General features: G+C 51.9%; 18 protein-coding genes and 1 pseudogene. 1 reads left to right on the forward strand and 18 read right to left on the reverse strand.

Annotated features, from left to right (window positions below; all coding sequences use genetic code 11):
• Positions 1 to 100 precede the first annotated feature (100 nt).
• From KNP74_RS11500 to KNP74_RS11555, 12 genes are all read right to left on the reverse strand, one after another.
• Positions 101 to 319 (reverse strand): DUF1146 family protein, encoded by a 219-nt coding sequence (locus tag KNP74_RS11500; protein WP_021066143.1) that lies wholly within the window; start codon positions 317 to 319, stop codon positions 101 to 103.
• Positions 320 to 517: 198 nt separating this feature from the next.
• Complete coding sequence (locus tag KNP74_RS11505) at positions 518 to 1,714, reverse strand: EAL and HDOD domain-containing protein (RefSeq protein WP_214711110.1); 1,197 nt, start codon at positions 1,712 to 1,714, stop codon at positions 518 to 520.
• Positions 1,715 to 1,887: 173 nt separating this feature from the next.
• Complete coding sequence (locus KNP74_RS11510) at positions 1,888 to 2,298, reverse strand: F0F1 ATP synthase subunit epsilon (protein ID WP_021066141.1); 411 nt, start codon at positions 2,296 to 2,298, stop codon at positions 1,888 to 1,890.
• A 28-nt stretch (positions 2,299 to 2,326) separates the two neighbouring features.
• Positions 2,327 to 3,745, reverse strand: a complete 1,419-nt coding sequence (atpD, locus tag KNP74_RS11515) for a F0F1 ATP synthase subunit beta (RefSeq protein ID WP_021066140.1) — start codon at positions 3,743 to 3,745, stop codon at positions 2,327 to 2,329.
• A gap of 34 nt (positions 3,746 to 3,779) precedes the next feature.
• Positions 3,780 to 4,637, reverse strand: coding sequence for an ATP synthase F1 subunit gamma (gene atpG, locus KNP74_RS11520; protein WP_021066139.1), 858 nt, complete (start codon positions 4,635 to 4,637; stop codon positions 3,780 to 3,782).
• A gap of 36 nt (positions 4,638 to 4,673) precedes the next feature.
• Positions 4,674 to 6,182 carry a F0F1 ATP synthase subunit alpha gene (gene atpA, locus KNP74_RS11525; RefSeq protein WP_029594689.1) on the reverse strand — a complete coding sequence of 503 codons (1,509 nt, stop codon included), beginning with the start codon at positions 6,180 to 6,182 and terminating at the stop codon, positions 4,674 to 4,676.
• Between the two features lie 18 nt (positions 6,183 to 6,200).
• Complete coding sequence (locus KNP74_RS11530) at positions 6,201 to 6,734, reverse strand: F0F1 ATP synthase subunit delta (RefSeq protein WP_114165154.1); 534 nt, start codon at positions 6,732 to 6,734, stop codon at positions 6,201 to 6,203.
• Complete coding sequence (gene atpF, locus KNP74_RS11535) at positions 6,734 to 7,261, reverse strand: F0F1 ATP synthase subunit B (RefSeq protein ID WP_021066136.1); 528 nt, start codon at positions 7,259 to 7,261, stop codon at positions 6,734 to 6,736. The genes KNP74_RS11530 and atpF overlap by 1 nt, the downstream gene beginning before the upstream one ends.
• A 71-nt stretch (positions 7,262 to 7,332) precedes the next feature.
• Positions 7,333 to 7,545 carry a F0F1 ATP synthase subunit C gene (atpE, locus tag KNP74_RS11540; protein ID WP_024370837.1) on the reverse strand — a complete coding sequence of 71 codons (213 nt, stop codon included), beginning with the start codon at positions 7,543 to 7,545 and terminating at the stop codon, positions 7,333 to 7,335.
• A gap of 78 nt (positions 7,546 to 7,623) precedes the next feature.
• On the reverse strand, positions 7,624 to 8,361 hold the full coding sequence (gene atpB, locus KNP74_RS11545; RefSeq protein WP_021066134.1) for a F0F1 ATP synthase subunit A: 738 nt from the start codon (positions 8,359 to 8,361) through the stop codon (positions 7,624 to 7,626).
• A complete protein-coding gene (locus tag KNP74_RS11550; protein WP_029594687.1) occupies positions 8,361 to 8,774 on the reverse strand; it encodes an ATP synthase subunit I in 414 nt (137 codons plus the stop codon). The genes atpB and KNP74_RS11550 overlap by 1 nt, the downstream gene beginning before the upstream one ends.
• A complete protein-coding gene (locus KNP74_RS11555; protein ID WP_029594686.1) occupies positions 8,771 to 8,998 on the reverse strand; it encodes a hypothetical protein in 228 nt (75 codons plus the stop codon). Before KNP74_RS11555 ends, KNP74_RS11550 begins: the two co-directional genes overlap by 4 nt.
• Positions 8,999 to 9,643: 645 nt before the next feature.
• Here KNP74_RS11555 and KNP74_RS11560 point away from each other — a divergent pair.
• Positions 9,644 to 10,633 (forward strand): annotated as a pseudogene (locus KNP74_RS11560) (FAD-binding oxidoreductase); the annotation flags it as partial.
• Here KNP74_RS11560 and KNP74_RS11565 read toward each other — a convergent pair.
• From KNP74_RS11565 to KNP74_RS11590, 6 genes are all read right to left on the reverse strand, one after another.
• Positions 10,579 to 11,064, reverse strand: a complete 486-nt coding sequence (locus KNP74_RS11565) for a CHASE3 domain-containing protein (protein WP_214764356.1) — start codon at positions 11,062 to 11,064, stop codon at positions 10,579 to 10,581. The pseudogene KNP74_RS11560 and the gene KNP74_RS11565 overlap by 55 nt on opposite strands.
• 216 nt (positions 11,065 to 11,280) lie before the next feature.
• Entirely contained in the window at positions 11,281 to 11,910 is a 630-nt protein-coding gene (gene upp, locus KNP74_RS11570) for a uracil phosphoribosyltransferase (RefSeq protein ID WP_021066126.1), read from the reverse strand.
• Positions 11,911 to 12,053: 143 nt separating this feature from the next.
• Entirely contained in the window at positions 12,054 to 13,424 is a 1,371-nt protein-coding gene (locus tag KNP74_RS11575) for a glycoside hydrolase family 191 protein (RefSeq protein WP_214764357.1), read from the reverse strand.
• A gap of 361 nt (positions 13,425 to 13,785) precedes the next feature.
• Entirely contained in the window at positions 13,786 to 15,015 is a 1,230-nt protein-coding gene (locus KNP74_RS11580) for a hypothetical protein (protein ID WP_214764358.1), read from the reverse strand.
• Positions 15,016 to 15,143: 128 nt separating this feature from the next.
• Positions 15,144 to 15,872 (reverse strand): hypothetical protein, encoded by a 729-nt coding sequence (locus KNP74_RS11585; protein WP_251129663.1) that lies wholly within the window; start codon positions 15,870 to 15,872, stop codon positions 15,144 to 15,146.
• A gap of 116 nt (positions 15,873 to 15,988) precedes the next feature.
• Positions 15,989 to 17,227, reverse strand: coding sequence for a sensor histidine kinase (locus tag KNP74_RS11590; RefSeq protein ID WP_214764397.1), 1,239 nt, complete (start codon positions 17,225 to 17,227; stop codon positions 15,989 to 15,991).
• Position 17,228: the final 1 nt, after the last annotated feature.

Genomic DNA, 17,228 nt, shown 5'->3' on the forward strand with positions numbered 1-17,228 from the left:
ATTCTGATGAAAAATTCGTCATGTCAGACGAATTTATCCTACACGATAAACCTATAAGAAACGTTACAGCAGGATTACAGTTTAGTAATCGTTTCCCTGCCTACTGTAATGGTGCGAGCGCCTGGGCCAATCGGATATACTCCAAAAAGAACTGGGCGATCAGTGAACCGAAGACGACGGCCACGAGGACACGCAAGACTGCTGCTTGCGGACTCCTCACTTGATTGAGCAAGCGGTCCCATTTGACCGGCATGAGTGCCCACCAAGCGACGTAGATCGCTACGACGTAAATGACGAGCGATAACACGGTGTTCAACATCGACGATTCCCCTCTTTTCAAAAATTCGTACCATTTTTAATCATAGCATGTCACGTCAGAGAAAAAAAGACTTAGCGTTTAAGTGAGTGGTGGAATGGGTTCATCCGATCAACTCGCTTTCTCTCCATAAACCGCATACAAAAAGGAACGTCAATCGGCGCATGGCCTTAGTACAGTAATTGACGTCCCTTCAACATTTCAAACATTATTCACTTCGCCGTCATAGGTTTGGCTCCATCGAATCGCCTCGACATAGTAACGTGACAAGTCAGGCGCTGTCTCCTCGACAGGCACGGTCAACTGCTCGTAGGCGAGGACCGTGTCGAGTAAACAGCGCAACTCGTTGTCTTCTCCGAGGAGCGCTGCCTTGACGATTGGTTCGACCGGCAGCTCCGAGACGAGCGTCTGCATCTCCTCATCCAAAATCACATCTAGCGACGAGAAAATCCCGGTGATGAACGCATCGAACGCCGTCACTTGCGGCAACGTCTCGGCAGCGATCAGCTCCATCATCTTGCCCCGGATCACACTCTGTTTAATCAATTCTTTCGATTCGGACGTCTGCAGCTCCCGAAGCAACATCAAGTACGACCAGCGTCGCATCTCATCGAGACCGATTCGTGCGACGGCCTGCTCGATCGATTGAATCGTATGACGACCTTTCTGATAGACCGTGTTGACCGAACGCAACATCTTATACGACAAATCCACACTGCGTTCGATTTGGCTCGCGATGCGGCGGAAGTTCGGCTCTGGCTTGTCGAGCTCTTTCAACACTTCGACGAGCGTATGCCGGAGCGGATGAACCTCGGCACCGTGGACGACCGTCGGCCGGCTGAAGAAATAGCCTTGGAACATGTGATAGCCGAGTTTTTTGGCGATCTCATATTCAAACGGCGTCTCAATCTTTTCCGCTAAAAATTCGACGCGATGCCCGAGCGCATCGATCAGCCGCTTCTGTTGGTCGATCGGTGTTGCTTGATAATCGATTTTAATGATATCGGCGAGCCCGATGAGCGGTCGATACTTCTCTTCGAACACGAAGTCGTCGAGGGCGATCGTATAGCCTTTCCGGCGCAAGGAGCGCAAAGCGGCCAACACTTTCTCTGTCGGCTCGACGTGTTCGAGCACTTCGACGACGAGTGTCTGCCGTGGCAACAAAGCCGGCACTTCGCTCTCAATCAAATTTTGCGGAAAGTTGATGAACGCCCGCGTCCCTTCCGTCAACTCCCGAAAGTTGAAGACGAGATAGGCGTTATGAATCACGTCGGCGGTCGCGAGTGCGTCATCGACATGTTCAAATATATTTTTCTCGCTGCGGCGATATAACAGTTCATAGCCACAGACGCGTAATTTCTGATCAAAAATCGGTTGGCGCGCAACATAAACTTTCATTCCCTTTAGCTCCTTTACCGTAGTTCCCACCTATATTATCGGATAAGGCGCCCCTCCCTTCCACTATTTGGGCGTGAAACTTCTGATGCTTTTGACCTATATATATAGAAGGAAGGTAATCCATTCGGTCTAAACACAAAAAATCTCCCCTGCGGCTGCAGGAGAGATGTTGGTTATTCTTTGATATCGCGAATGCTCAAGCGGTTGATCGCTTTTTTGAGCGCGAGCTCCGCGCGACGGAATTCGAGGTCCGAGAGCTTCGTGTCTTGGAGACGACGCTCGGCACGAACTTTCGCCGCAGAAGCGCGGTCGTAGTCGATTTTATCCGCCATTTCGGCTGTTTCAGCTAAGATCGTCACCGTGTCGGGACGAACTTCCATGAAACCGCCGCTGAGTGCGATCAGCGTGCGTCCACCATCTTCGTGGCGCAGTTTGAGAACTGAGATATCGAGCGGTGTCACCATCGGGATGTGTTTCGGTAAGATACCGAGTTCACCGGTCACCGATTTTGCGACGACCATCCGTGCCTCGCCCTCATAGGCTGCACCATCCGGGGTGACGACGTTGACGTGAAGAGTATTCATCGTCTAGTTTCCCCCTTCCGTGTAGGTCTTAGACCAACGTCTTCGCTTTTTCGATGACGTCTTCGATTGGACCAACGAGACGGAATGCATCTTCTGGAAGATCGTCGTGTTTACCATCGAGGATCTCTTTGAAGCCGCGGACTGTCTCTTTAACTGGTACGTACGAACCTTTTTGGCCTGTGAACTGCTCAGCCACGTGGAAGTTTTGTGACAAGAAGAACTGAATGCGACGCGCACGGTGAACCGTGAGCTTATCGTCTTCAGACAACTCGTCCATACCGAGGATTGCGATGATGTCTTGAAGTTCTTTGTAACGCTGAAGCGTCTGCTGGACGTTACGGGCTACTTCGTAGTGCTCTGGTCCGACGATGTCAGGCGAGAGGGCACGTGAAGTCGATGCGAGCGGGTCAACGGCTGGGTAAATCCCCATCTCCGAAAGACGACGCTCCAAGTTAGTCGTTGCATCAAGGTGAGCGAACGTTGTCGCTGGAGCCGGGTCAGTATAGTCATCGGCTGGTACGTAAACCGCTTGAATCGATGTGACCGATCCTTTAGCTGTTGACGTGATCCGCTCTTGAAGCATACCCATTTCCGTCGCGAGTGTCGGCTGGTAACCTACGGCAGATGGCATCCGACCGAGAAGGGCCGAAACTTCCGAACCTGCCTGAGTGAAACGGAAGATGTTATCGACGAAGAGAAGAACGTCTTGTCCTTGCTCATCGCGGAAGTATTCTGCCATTGTAAGACCCGTCAAGGCTACGCGAAGACGCGCGCCCGGCGGCTCGTTCATCTGACCGAAGACCATCGCCGTTTGCTTGATAACGCCTGAGTCCGTCATCTCGTGGAACAAGTCATTTCCTTCACGCGTACGCTCACCGACTCCTGCAAATACAGAAATCCCGCTGTGCTCTTGCGCGATGTTGTTGATGAGTTCCTGAATGAGAACGGTTTTACCTACACCGGCACCACCGAAGAGGCCGATTTTACCACCTTTGATGTATGGTGCGAGAAGGTCGACGACTTTGATCCCTGTTTCCAAGATCTCAACTTTTGTCGACAACTCATCGAACGTCGGTGCGAGACGGTGAATCGGTGACCGACGGACAGTCGGTGACACTTCTTTATCGTCAATCGGGTTACCGAGTACGTTGAAGACACGACCGAGCGTCTCTTCTCCGACTGGTACTGAAATCGGTGAACCTAAGTCAAGTACTTCCATGCCGCGGCGAACGCCGTCCGTTGAGTCCATCGCAATCGTACGGACCGTGTCATCCCCAAGGTGAATCGCCACCTCGAGCGTCAAGTCGACACTGACATCTTGCGCCGATTCAGCCACATGCGTGACTTTGAGGGCGTTGTAGATGTTCGGTAAGTGGTTGTCGAACTTAACGTCGATAACTGGGCCCATGACTGCGACTACGCGGCCTTTCATGCCGTATTCGTTCATCGTGTTAGCCTCCTACAATCTAGAGGGCGTGCGCTTATTCAAGCGCAGCCGCACCTCCGACAATCTCTGTGATTTCTTGTGTGATCGCCGCTTGACGCGCGCGGTTGAACTTGAGCTTGAGTCCACGGATGAGTTCATCCGCGTTGTCCGTCGCGTTCGACATCGCCGTCATCCGAGCCGCGTGCTCCGATACTTTCGCATCGAGGAGCGCGCCGTAGATGAGTCCTTCCGCGTAACGCGGGAGGAGCGCTGCTAAGATCGTTTCTTCTTCTGGTTCGTATTCATACATCACATTAGATGCGGTCTGTTCGATATTCCCAAGCGGAAGCAATCGATCGATCTTCACTTCTTGGCTGATGACAGAGATGAATGAGTTGTAGCAAAGCTTCAATTCATCAATCTCGCCTTCACTGAACGCGCCGACCGTCTGTTTGACGATCTCTGCGACTTCAACGAATGATGGCTGGTCGTTGAGTCCTGTCATGGCACTGTACACCGGAATGTTACGGGCCTTGAAGAACTGAACGCCGACCTTCCCGATCACGTACAGACGGTATTCGTCTGTTGAACCGTGTTTGGCTTTCAACTCGCGATACACGTCACGAAGGACGCTGGCGTTGTATCCACCAGCAAGTCCGCGGTCTGACGTGATGACGATATAGCCGGTCCGTTTAACGGGACGGACTTGAAGCATCGGGTGTGTTGCGCCTGAAGTACCGCCGGCAATCGACGAGATGACTTCCTGCAACTTGGTCATGTACGGCTTGAAGTTGGCGTTGCTCCCTTGAGCGCGGTTCAATTTCGAGGCCGACACCATGTTCATCGCTTTCGTGATTTGCTTCGTGCTTTGGGTCGAGGTGATCCGCATCTGGATCTCACGTAATGATGCCATTTCGATTCACCACCTTAATAGACGCTCGTCACCGGATTAAACCGATGGCGAGAACGTCTTTTTGAATTCCGTAAGTGCATCGACCATCGCCTCGTCAGCAGGAAGGTTTCCTGTTTGACGGATTTCACGGCAGAGGTCCGCACGGTTTTGGTCGAGCCATGCGTTCATTTCTTTTTCGAAACGACGGATGTCTTCGACTGGGACGTCATCGAGATGACCTTTCGTGAGAGCGTAGATGATGATGACTTGCTTGTCGACCGAAAGCGGTGCGTTCAAGTCTTGTTTCAAGACTTCAACAGTCCGTTGTCCACGGTTGAGCTTCGCTTGTGTCGCTTTGTCGAGGTCCGACCCGAACTGGGCGAACGCTTCGAGCTCACGGTATGACGCGAGGTCAAGACGGAGCGTACCCGCAACTTTCTTCATCGCTTTCACTTGAGCCGAACCACCAACACGCGATACCGAGAGACCGGCGTTGATCGCTGGACGTACCCCTGAGAAGAAGAGATCCGACTGAAGGAAGATTTGACCGTCTGTGATCGAGATTACGTTCGTTGGGATGTAAGCCGAGATATCCGACGCTTGTGTCTCGATGAACGGAAGTGCTGTCAATGAACCGCCGCCGAGTTCGTCGTTCAACTTCGCCGCACGCTCAAGAAGGCGTGAGTGGAGGTAGAAGACATCCCCTGGGTAGGCTTCGCGGCCTGGAGGACGACGGAGAAGAAGCGAGAGCTCACGATAAGCTGCCGCTTGTTTCGAGAGGTCATCATACACGACGAGGACGTGTTGTCCGCGGTCCATGAAGTACTCACCCATCGATACCCCAGCGAATGGTGCGAGGTAAAGAAGTGGGGCTGGCTGTGAAGCCGATGCCGAAACAACGATCGTGTAATCGAGGGCGCCGTTTTGACGGAGCGTCTCAACTACGCCACGGACAGTCGATTCTTTCTGACCGATTGCGACGTAGATACAGACCATGTTTTCTTCTTTTTGGTTGATGATCGCGTCGATTGCGATCGAAGTCTTACCAGTTTGACGGTCACCGATGATGAGCTCACGCTGACCGCGACCGATTGGTACGAGGGCGTCAATCGCCTTAATCCCAGTTTGGAGCGGTTCGTGAACTGACTTACGGGCCATAACGCCGTAAGCTTTACGCTCGATCGGGTTGTATGTGTCCGTCACGATCGGTCCGAGACCGTCGATTGGTTGTCCGAGTGGGTTGACGACGCGTCCGAGGAGCGCTTCACCGACTGGAACTTCCATGATGCGGCCCGTACGTTTTACCGAGTCGCCTTCTTTGATGCCTTTGTAGTCGCCAAGGATGATAATCCCGACGTTACCTTCTTCTAAGTTTTGCGCCAAGCCCATTACGCCGTTAGAGAACTCTACGAGTTCCCCCGCCATAACGTTATCGAGTCCGTATGCACGAGCGATACCGTCACCTACTTGAATGACTGTACCTGTCTCGCTGACTTCGATTTCAGAACCGTACGAAGCGATCCGCTCTTTTAGCAGGGCGCTGATTTCTTCAGCTTTGATCGTCATTGAATTCACCCCTATTTCTTACGCATTCAACAATTCACGCTCGAGGCGTGTTAGTTTGTTTTCGATTGTGTCATCATACGTCGTGTAGCCGATCTGGACACGGAGTCCACCGATGACGTCTTCATCGACGACGTTCTTCAATTGAAGTGTCTTGTTCATCTTCTGTCCGAAGACGAGTTCGACTTCTTTCAACTCTGTTGCCGACAACGGGTAAGCACTCGTGACGAACCCTTCGGCGATGCCACGATAGTCATTGATGTAATCAAGGACGTAGCGCGACAAGCCGCGAACTTCGCTCGCACGGTCGTTTTCGACCATGACGAGAAGTGTGTTGAGCACGATATCTGTCATGTCACCAAAGCTATGTGTTAAAAGCTGTGCAAGCTCGCTGTCACTGATTGCCGGATTCTCTAAGAGATTCGCAAGTTCAGGAGTCGCGTGGAGCACTTCATCGAGCAGACGCACTTCCGCTTCGACTTGGTCGAGCGTGCCTTGTTCCCGCGCTAAGTCGAAGAGCGCTTTGGCATAGCGTTTTGCTAACGATGTGTTCATCAGTTAGCACCTTTCGCTTTAGACAGGAAGTCTGTAACGAGGGCACGTTGTTTCACTTCGTCGCCTTTAAGGTCTGACTGAAGGACGTGGCGTGCGGCCGAGAGCGCCTGTGTGACGACTTCGGTCTGGAGCGATTGCTTCGCGAGCTCACGCTCACGTTCGATCGCTTTACCCGCCTCGATCTTGATTTGTTCGGCTTCCAAACGCGCCTGCTCCACCAAGCGTGCTTGTTCCGCTTCTGCTTGACGACGGCTTGAATCAAGCATTTCTTTCGATTCTGTACGTGCGGCGCTGAGCGCGTCACGTTGTTCGACTACATATGTTTCCGCATCTTTGCGGCTCTTTTCAGCGAGCTCAATTTCGTTCGCTACATACTCTTCACGCTGTCTCATCATTCCAAGGAGTGGTCCCCAAGCAAATTTCTTCAACAGGGCCAAGAGTACGAGGAATGTGAAAAGTGTAAAGATCATATCCAGGATGCGGAGGCCTTCGCCGCCAGCACCAGCTGCAATCATCATCGTATCCATGCATACCCTCCTCTTGACTAAATAAGTGAGGGAGACACGCTCCCTCTTACGTTGTTCTCGTTAACTCGTAATCAAGAGTTGAGGAGAAGGAAACCGACAGCCACACCGATGATCGGGAGGGCTTCAACCAAACCGATACCGATGAACATTGTTTGACGAAGTTCGTTTTTGAGTTCTGGCTGACGTGCTTGTCCTTGTACTGTTCCGTATACGATGAGACCGTTACCGATACCAGCCGCGAGTGCTCCAAGACCGATAACGAGTGCTGTTGCGAGAAGATTCATTTGTTCCATTGTGTATATTCCTCCTAAAAGTTAAGTAAATAGTTTTTTTGTTCAACGCTTTGGCGAGACCTGCCCGAATTAATGCTCGGCAGAAGCTTTATGCCCGATATACACCATTGCAAGCGTCAGGAAAATGTAGGATTGGATAACCCCGATAAAGATTGAGAAACCTTGCCATAAAATCATTGGGAGAATTGCGAACACAGCACCGAGCGGGTTAAGTGCCCCTTCTGCGGTAATTGCGAGTCCCAAGATGATGGTAATCATGATTTCACCGGCAAAGATGTTACCGTAAAGACGCAGACCGAGCGTCAAGGTGTTCGCAAACTCCTCGATGAGCTTGATCGGCAATAAGAACCAAACCGGCTTCACGAATTCCGCCGAGTAGTGCTTCAAACCGTGTAGCTTCACGCCGTAATAGTGCGACATTGCAACGACGAGTGTCGACAATGCCAACGTGACGTAAGGATCGGCCGTCGGTGAGTTGAACCATAGATAGTGACCAGAAATGACGTTAAACGGTAGACCCATTAAGTTTGAGAAGAGAATGAACAAAATCAACGTCATTCCAAACCCGATAAAACGGCCACCTGTCTTCCAGTCCATCGCACTCGAGATAATCCCGCGTGTGAATTCTGCGAAGAATTCCATTAAGTTCTGCTTACCAGTCGGCTTCATAGCCAAGCGTCGCGTTCCCCAAACGGCAAACGTAAATACGAGTAGTGATGCGATCAGCACCGTAATGACGTTCGTCCAGCTCCCATATAACGTATAATCTCCGAGTTGTAGAGAATATGTGGGAAACTCATGACCCATTAGTATTCACCTCTTTTCCTGCTGAGCTGGGCAAGTGTGAACTCGCCAAATTGTATGATGTGGCCGGCGATTAGACCAGTTACCACCGCAATCAGCGATACTCGATCCTCATAAAAGAGACCGACTATCACGGCTAGTGCACCGACTGCCATCCTTGAAACAGTCCCGTGCGACTTCGGGCGTCGTCCATGTTCGATGACGTCAAACATCCGAATGACGCTTCGATTCTGCATATGTAGAATAATGAGACTGGCGACCCCGCCTAAGAACAAGCCGAGAAATACCGGTTTGTACATAGGGACGATGAGCGCTCCGATGAGGAGAATGGCGAACCATCCGATAAACCACTTCGTATAGCGTTTCATCAACTGCTGTTGTGCTTTTCTGTCTGCTTGCACTTGTTGTAAGTTCATTCGTCCTCTCCTGTCAGTAAACTTCGAAGGGTGAGAACTAGCGCCGTGATCCCGAAAGCCATTCCGAGAAGCACTGACACATTCCAACCAAACGTGCCCCAAATTTCACGTCTCGCCCCGTATTGGCCAACGAGATAACCGATGACGATCGGTCCAGCGAGCGCGGTCGAGATTTGAGAGGCGAGCGAGGCATAAGATAGGTAACGATTGTCTTTTTTCGTCATCCCCATCCCCCTTTCGAGCTGCCGAGCCATGCATCTTCTCCATCGGATTCACACTCGCGTGACCATCAAAAGTCACACAAGTTCAGAGTACTGGAAATGGCATAAGAAGTCAATTGATTTCACAATTATAAAAGCGCTTTAAATCAAGTCGTATCAAGGCTTTTACGCAGTTCACAAACTAAATTAAAATCATCAAATTTTAAGAAAGTATGAAGAAACGGTGAAATAAAAATGTTGACTTTATAACATTTCACATTACGAATCAGATGAAGAATAGTTCAGTTATACCTCCACGTTTTGGAAAACACAATGACAAACGGCTTACGTTCACAAAAGGTTTTGAAACGGACGTTGACCCAATTTTGAAATCGTTTTCATCTTCCTGTATCAGTATACCGATTATCTTTTTGTCATGTCGAGGGGTTCTGACGAATTTGTAGTGATGAATCTCACAGGGCGATTTTTGTCGTCCACACGTCTGGAAATCCCTTCCCATCAAGCCGAAATGGGTGGACAATACCAGTTTGAATGGCTACGATTACGATGTAAGCGCTATCTAAAAATGTGTCGATTTTGTGACTTTCGAAACCGACGCCCGCATCATGAAAATTTTGATGCGTGTGAGGAGGAACTACCATGGACTGGATGAATCAATTACGTGAGGAAATCGGTGCCGACGTCGTCTTCACGGACCCGACGACCCGACTCGCCTATTCGTTTGACGCGACACCTAACTATCAAGCGATGCCCGACGCCATCGTCGCCCCCCGCTCACATGTACAGACTGTACTACGGCTGTGCCATACATACCGCATCCCAGTCGTCCCCCGTGGGTCGGCGACGAACCTTGCCGGCGGCACGACGCCGCTTTCAGGTGGTGTCGTCATGGACTTCCGTCATATGGACAAGATTGTCGAGATCGACGAGAAGAATTTGACGGTGACGGTCGAACCGGGCTGCATCACCGCCCATTTGGCACAAGCCGTCGAGGCGAGAGGCCTGTTTTATCCGCCGGACCCGAGTTCGATGAAAATCTCGACGATTGGCGGCAACATCAGTGAGAACTCCGGCGGCTTGCGTGGGCTGAAATACGGGGTCACGGCCGATTATGTGCTTGCCCTCGAGGCGGTACTCCCGAACGGCGAAGTGCTCCGTACGGGCGGGAAGCTCGCGAAAGACGTCGCCGGTTATGATTTGACCCGTGTCCTCGTCGGCTCGGAAGGGACGCTCGCCGTCATCACGCAAGCGACGCTCAAGCTCATCCCGCTCCCCGAGACGAAACAGACGATGCTCGCCTATTTCGAGGACTTGGACAGCGCGGCCCGGACGGTGAGCCGCATCATCGAGAACCGCATCATCCCGGCGACACTCGAGTTCATGGACAAGAAGACGATCGAGGTCGTCGAGGCGTATGCGAACATCGGACTGCCGACAGACGTCGGTGCTCTCCTTCTATTAGAACAGGACGGGCCACGTGACGTCGTCCGGCGCGATATCGAAGCGATGCACGCCGTTTGTCTCGAGGAAGGGGCCTTGTCGGTCGAAGTGGCCCGGGACGAAGCGCACGCCGAGACGTTGCGCTATGCGCGGCGCATCGCCTTATCCGCCCTGGCCCGCCTCAGCCCGACGACGATCACGATCACCCACTTCGCCGAGCTCGAGGCGTTATCACTCCGGATTGACGCCTGTTGAATAATGTTGTCGATATCCTCACGAATCGCCGCATCGACGTCCCGGAACTGGTTGATATAGTCGGTTCCACTATAGCGACGCGCGTTCGCTGTCAGAACATCCCCCGCTTTGATGAGTTCAATTTGAGATTCGTGGAACGCCTCCATCTGTCGGATGACGTGAATCGTCTCCGACAACGAGCGCTTCGTCGCTTCATACTGTTCGAGTGACAGGGTGTCTTGATTATATGTATAGCCTCGGACCGACAGCTCTTGATCGAGCAACAGCCGGAGCAGCTCTGAGGCGGCGTTCGCAATCGGGATCGCCTCTTCGACGATACGACGGTTCTCTCGTTCGATATCTTGAAACGCGCTATAGCTCCAGATGCTCGTCAAAAACTCGCCATCAAAGAAATGAGCAAATATCTTTGTAGTAGTGAGAATTTAGTCTTCACGGCGTCTCTTCTCTTTTTCATGATCGGACCGCCATACGGTCCCTTCCTTTTCTACTATCGGTCGTGACTCGCTTCACCTCAACTATTTTGAATCGATCGCGGCACATTCCACAAAAAAAAAGAGGATCACTCGGATCCTCTCTGTACGGGTTCGTGCTTATTTTGTTCCGAACAAACGGTCACCCGCGTCACCGAGTCCTGGGACGATGTAACCATGGTCGTTCAACTTCTCGTCAAGTGCGGCGAGATAGATTTCGACGTCTGGGTGTTCAGCTTGAACACGTTCCACACCTTCAGGGGCTGCGCAGAGGCAAGCGAGCTTGATCGACTTGGCACCGTGCTTTTTAAGCGCGGCAATCGCATCAGCGGCCGAACCACCAGTTGCGAGCATCGGGTCGACGACGATGAAGTCACGCTCTGTGACGTCCGTCGGCAACTTGAGATAGTATTCGTGCGGCTCGAGCGTCTCCGGGTCACGGTATAGACCGATGTGACCGACTTTGACGTTCGGCATCATTTTGAGGAAGCCATCCACCATGCCGAGGCCTGCCCGTAAAATTGGGACGATTCCCAATTTCTTGCCGGCGATCATCTTCTGTGTCGATACAGAGACCGGTGTCTCGATTTCTACATCAGTAAGCGGAAGGTCGCGTGTAATTTCGTATGCCATGAGTGACGAGACCTCGTCTACGAGTTCACGGAACTGCTTTGTCCCCGTCTCTACTTTGCGCATAATCGTCATCTTGTGCTGAATCAATGGGTGGTCATAAACGTGTACTTTGCCCATCATGCTTCACTCCTCTCTCAATCTCTCTTGAGCATTGTACCCTAACTTTTCTGAGAAAGGTAGGGTCAACTTCTGTTTTCTAAGAGGTCAGACGAAACCCGAAGGAACGGAATCGATCCCTCGGGCTTCAGATGACACGTCGATCAGAATTTGAAGAAATTCAGAAAACCGGCCGTCTTGTGTTTCACTTTTCCACACATCTTGCCTTTGGCGGCCTGATGGTGTTTTGACGTTTCATGCTTGGCGGCATGTTTTTTAGCATGCTTCATTGCAAGTTTTTTTGCCTTCTTCTTGTCTTTCTTCTCTTGTTTCAACTCAGCTTTTGTCTTTTGTGTCGACTTCTCTTTTGACGCAGTCTGGTCATTCGTCGACGGAGCCGGTTTCGTCGTTGTCGTTGGCTTAGCGACTGGCGTTGTTGCCGTTTCTGTCGCAGGTTTGGTCGCGGCTGGCTTCGTTGTTGCCGTTGTAGCCGGCTTTGTCGTAGTCGTTTCAGCTGGCTTCGTTGTTGTTGTAGCCGGCTTTGTTGTAGTCGTTTCGGCTGGCTTTGTCGTCGTCGTTGTAGCCGGTTTCGTCGTAGTCGTTTCAGCTGGCTTCGTCGTTGTCGTTGTAGCCGGTTTCGTCGTAGTCGTTTCAGCTGGCTTCGTCGTTGTCGTTTCAGCTGGTTTCGTCGTAGTCGTTTCAGCTGGCTTTGTCGCCGGTGCTACCGCGACTGGCGCTGGTGTCGGCGCCGTGTCTTTCGTACGTGTCACAAGTCCCGCGTTCCAGTTCACGTAAGCATCCGCTTCGTGGAAATGGATGAACCCAGAATCTTTGGCGAGCTTGTGGCTGTCCGCGCTAAGACGTGTCGAAATCGTGAGCGTCTTGACCGAATGCTTCGCGTCGACTGCTTGTAATTTCTTAATCATGTTTTGTGACCAAGCGTCGCTCTTGATCGTGTCGGCGTTGAAACTCTCCCACATGATGCCGTCAACGTAAGGTGCCGTTGACGTTTCTAACGTGTCGAAGCCCCAGTTTTGAACCATGGCGATATCACCATAGCGCGCCCGAGCTTGTTTCAAGAAGTTGACGAGTCCGTCCCGTTGCTGCTTGAGCACGGTCGGATTGTTCAAATGTTCGTTATCGATATCACCGACCGTATCCATGAACACGCCATCGATGCCTTTGGCGACGACTTGGTTCTGGATTTCCGTGAGGAGCAACCCTTGGAAGTGCGGTGAGGCGATGTTCGTCAAGTACGAATCCCATTCCGAGTAATGGACACGTTGTCCGTTACGCGTAAAGAAGTCACCTGACTGAAGTTTTGACATGAGACCTGTGTTCCATGTCGCGACTTCCATAACGCTAATATATCCGAGTACTTTTGTCCCGCGTGCTTTGATTTGCTCCACTTGCGCTTTCGTGTAATGGAGCGGCTCAATGATGACGAGGTCATAGTTTTGCATATCTTTCAAAATCGCTGCCGTTGGATGACCATAATACACTTGATAGTTCTTCACGCCGTCGAGTGGGTTCATGGTTTGTGCCCCCGTTTTGGACATGTTCAGACTAACAATTAACAACACTACCATTAGAGACATAATTAACTTTTTCAATTTCACTACCTATTCCTCTCCTGATGACTGACAAAACGTGGTGACGGACGATGATGGTTGAATGGAGTTGTGTCTCGTGGCTCCCCCTTTTCTTATATTCAAATGACGAGAAGGTTAGTGCTGTGCGTTTTATGGATGTATCGGATTCGTGTATGTAATGTTGAACCTTCGCAAAAAAAATTATAGGATAGTTTTTCACGAAAACATAGTGTCAATTTGATAACAAAAAACCGCTTCACGACATGAAAGTGTCATGAAACGGGTAAAACGATAAGTTATTCGATCATATGTAAGTATTTAGCGTTGACTCTAATTCTAGACGATCAATCAAATAGACTCGTTCCGTCTCGACGTCCATCAATTGAAGGGTGTCTTGCCCTTCCTCCATCCAGACGTCAAACCGTTGTTCGGTCAACTGCTCATAGAGCGCGAGCGTCCCGCATCGTTCCCCGGTCGGCTGTCCACTACTCGGCTTTACATGGGACAACAATTCAAATAGCTCGCTCGTACTCGGTCCACCAAGATGGGCGATTTTCGTCTCCGTCTCGTATGTCGCCAAACGCATCGCATCTTTTTGCTCCGATTTGATCGTCAATTCACCGGCGCCCGGCCGTTGGACGGCCCCCCATACCTCAATCACGGTATCATAACGAGTCGATAAGACGGCAGAGTCCTGATCCGAGACGTCTTCGATCGGCTCATCTGCGAGCACGATTCGCTTCAAGAGCCGCCGTCCTTCGCCATCTAAATTAAAGACGGCTTCCATCGAGTCGATTTGCACGTACTCACCCGAAAGCGAACTAGGTAACACGGTTCGGTCCCACGCCTGTTCTGTACCCATTTGGAGCGTAATCCGTTGATCGGCCAACTGGGTCAAGAACGCCACGCCTTCATTCTTACCGCTCTCGAAGACGAACAGTCCCGGCTCAATCAACTGTCCCGTCTCGGCACCGTCTTGATAGACGTGATAGGTGACATGAAGCGCGCCTCGGTCCGGTGTGTGATACCGGAAGACCGAACCGGGAACAATGGTCTCATGCGTCTCGTTGACCGCGAAGGCGCGCGCCACGGTCGTGACGTCAGACTCAGGAATGAACGATAGCGTGTTGCCGACATCGACCTCCCTCGGTTCTGACCCCGCTGCGGACTCGAACGCCTCAATGGCATCGGTACGGAAGACGCGCTCATTTTGTTCGTTGCTCTTCAAACAAGAGACGTAACGCTCGTCCCCGCTCCGCCAATATTTGACGGTCTTGCTGCCTAATTCGTCGTAGAAAGGATGACGGAATGTAATGGAGGCCACTTCAGCCCGCCGCATCGGCAACACGTCCGTCGGTTTTTGCTCACAGTAGTTTAATAATCGCGACTTCAGCGCAGACGTCAACGGGATGTCTCGGTCTTGGTGAATCGCATACGTCGACAATGACCGCAAGTTGAGCGCGTTCGTCTCGTTTGCGCCACATCCGCTTAAAAAGATGATGGCACCGATCATCATCCATAAGACGTGTTTCATTCCGCCCCCTCCTTTCACATTTATTTGGGTACTATCACCTAAAATTTTCTTTTTCACTTTATCATACAATAATAATTACTTATATAGTTAGAAGAACAAACAAAAAATGCCACTTGCGTGGCACTTTTTTAGTCGTCATCTCGGTCGTCGTCTTGATTATCGTCCCGATCGTCATCTTGGTCGTCATCATTTTGATTGTCGTTTTGATCATCTTGATCGTCTTGGTCATCCCGGTCATCGTCACGTTCAATCTCTTTCACTTGCTGTTGAAGGTTCAACTCGAGTTTGACGCGGTCACCGGCTTTTGGCGCCTCATCGTCAAGCTCGTAGCGGCTCGCGAGTTTGAACGTCTCGGACTTGCCGTCACGCTCGATGGTCACGTCACGGTCCGACAAGCTGACGAACGTGCCGTAGATGTCAAAGTCGTCACTCTCGCGGTCGACTTCCTTCACTTCCTCGTTTTGATTGAACTCGAGTTTGACACGGTCTCCGGCTTTCGGCGTATCATCGTCAATCTCGTGACGGGCCGCGAGCGGATACGTCGCTTCCTTTCCGCTGAAACTGATCGTCACGTCACGGTCTGATAGGCTGACGAGGGTACCATACAATTTATAATCATCGTCATCGACCGAGCGGACCGGTGTATCACTCGATGCTGATCCTTCTGTCGACGCGGCCGCTTCCTTGTTCGCACCGTCCTGTGCGTCATCTGCGGCATCATCCGTCCCACTGTTCACACTGTCGACCGACCGTGGGACGATGACCGTGTCCGTGTTGTCGTTCGCAACATACAACCCGATTCCTGCGACGGCGAGGACCGCCAAGCCGACGCCTAAAATCCATCCGATTAGTTTCATGATGTTTCCTCCTCGTTTCATGTGGTGAACTTGTTCTACATCTTCATCATAGAACGGTGACCTTAGAGCACCACGAGGATTCCATTAGAAAACGATGAGAATCTGCGAAAGGTTTGTCATTTTGCGACGAAGAAAATACTGCCGTCCGGCGCGTTCGCATAACTGCCGATCGACCAACCGTTCATGTCGGCCACTTCCTTGGCGATGGCGAGCCCTAGTCCGCTGCCGCTCCGGTCCCGCGCCTCATCGAGTCGATAAAAGCGGTCGAACAGACGCGCCCTGGCGTCATCGCTCAGCGTCGTCCCATGGTCACGCACTTCAATTCGATTCGGTGTCATCGTCACGTGCGTGTCAGTCGCGTACTTCAAGCTGTTGTCGATGAAGATGACGACGAGCCGTTGCAGCGAATCACGGTGCCCGTACCACGTTCCTGTCGCCTCGATTGGAACCCGGACGCCATGCGAACGCTCGAACCGCTCGGTCAATTGGTCGGCGAGCTCGGCTAATTCAATCGCTTCAGCCTCGATTTCTTCAAGTGAGGAGAAGCGGCTCAGTTCAAGCATCGGTTCAATCAAGTCTTCGCGCATTTGCCGGGATTCGGTCAAAATATGGTCGATCGCCTCGTCACGGACGGCCGGGTCGCTTTGTCCCCAGCGCCGGAGCAGTTTGGCGTACCCTTCGATGACCGTGAGCGGCGTCTTCAGTTCATGTGAAACATCGGCGACGAAACGCCGTTGTTGCTCCATCGATCCTTCGACCCGGCCAATCATTTGATTGAAGCCAGTCGCAAGTGTCGACACTTCGTCTTGGCTCGTCCCGACATCGATGGTCTCAAGGGTTCCCGATTCCGTGATCCGTTCCATCGTCGTCTCGAGCCGGCGGAGCGGGTCGAGTCCCTGGCGCACGATCCACAGGCTGCCGATGAACGTCATCGCCACGGCGATCAAAAAGATGATGAGAAAAATGGTCGCGAGCGTCCGCAGCGTCTCACTCACCGCCGCGTCTTGAAACGCGTAGCCGAGCCCATTCGACGTCGCGATGACGAACCAGTCGTCGATGAGGGCCGGCTCGCCGAAATCGACGGGAAACCGCAATCCTTCCTCGGCCTCTCCGCCGATGATGCCCCAGTCACCGTTCGCTTGCCGTTCGAGCACGACACTGTCCTCGTGTAACGACAAGACGGCCTGGCGATTCCGCTCGTCCTCCTCGAGCAAGCTGAGTGCCTGGCGCAAGACGTCATAGCGGGCGTCGACGATCTGTTGACGCGAGACGAGCCAGGCGACACCGAACGAGGTGATCAGGAGGAACAACATGAACCCCGCCATCGCCAAAGCGATTTTCGTCCGTAGCTTCATT

Source organism: Exiguobacterium sp. s141 (genome assembly GCF_018618085.1).
GTDB classification, from domain to species: domain Bacteria; phylum Bacillota; class Bacilli; order Exiguobacteriales; family Exiguobacteriaceae; genus Exiguobacterium; species Exiguobacterium mexicanum_A.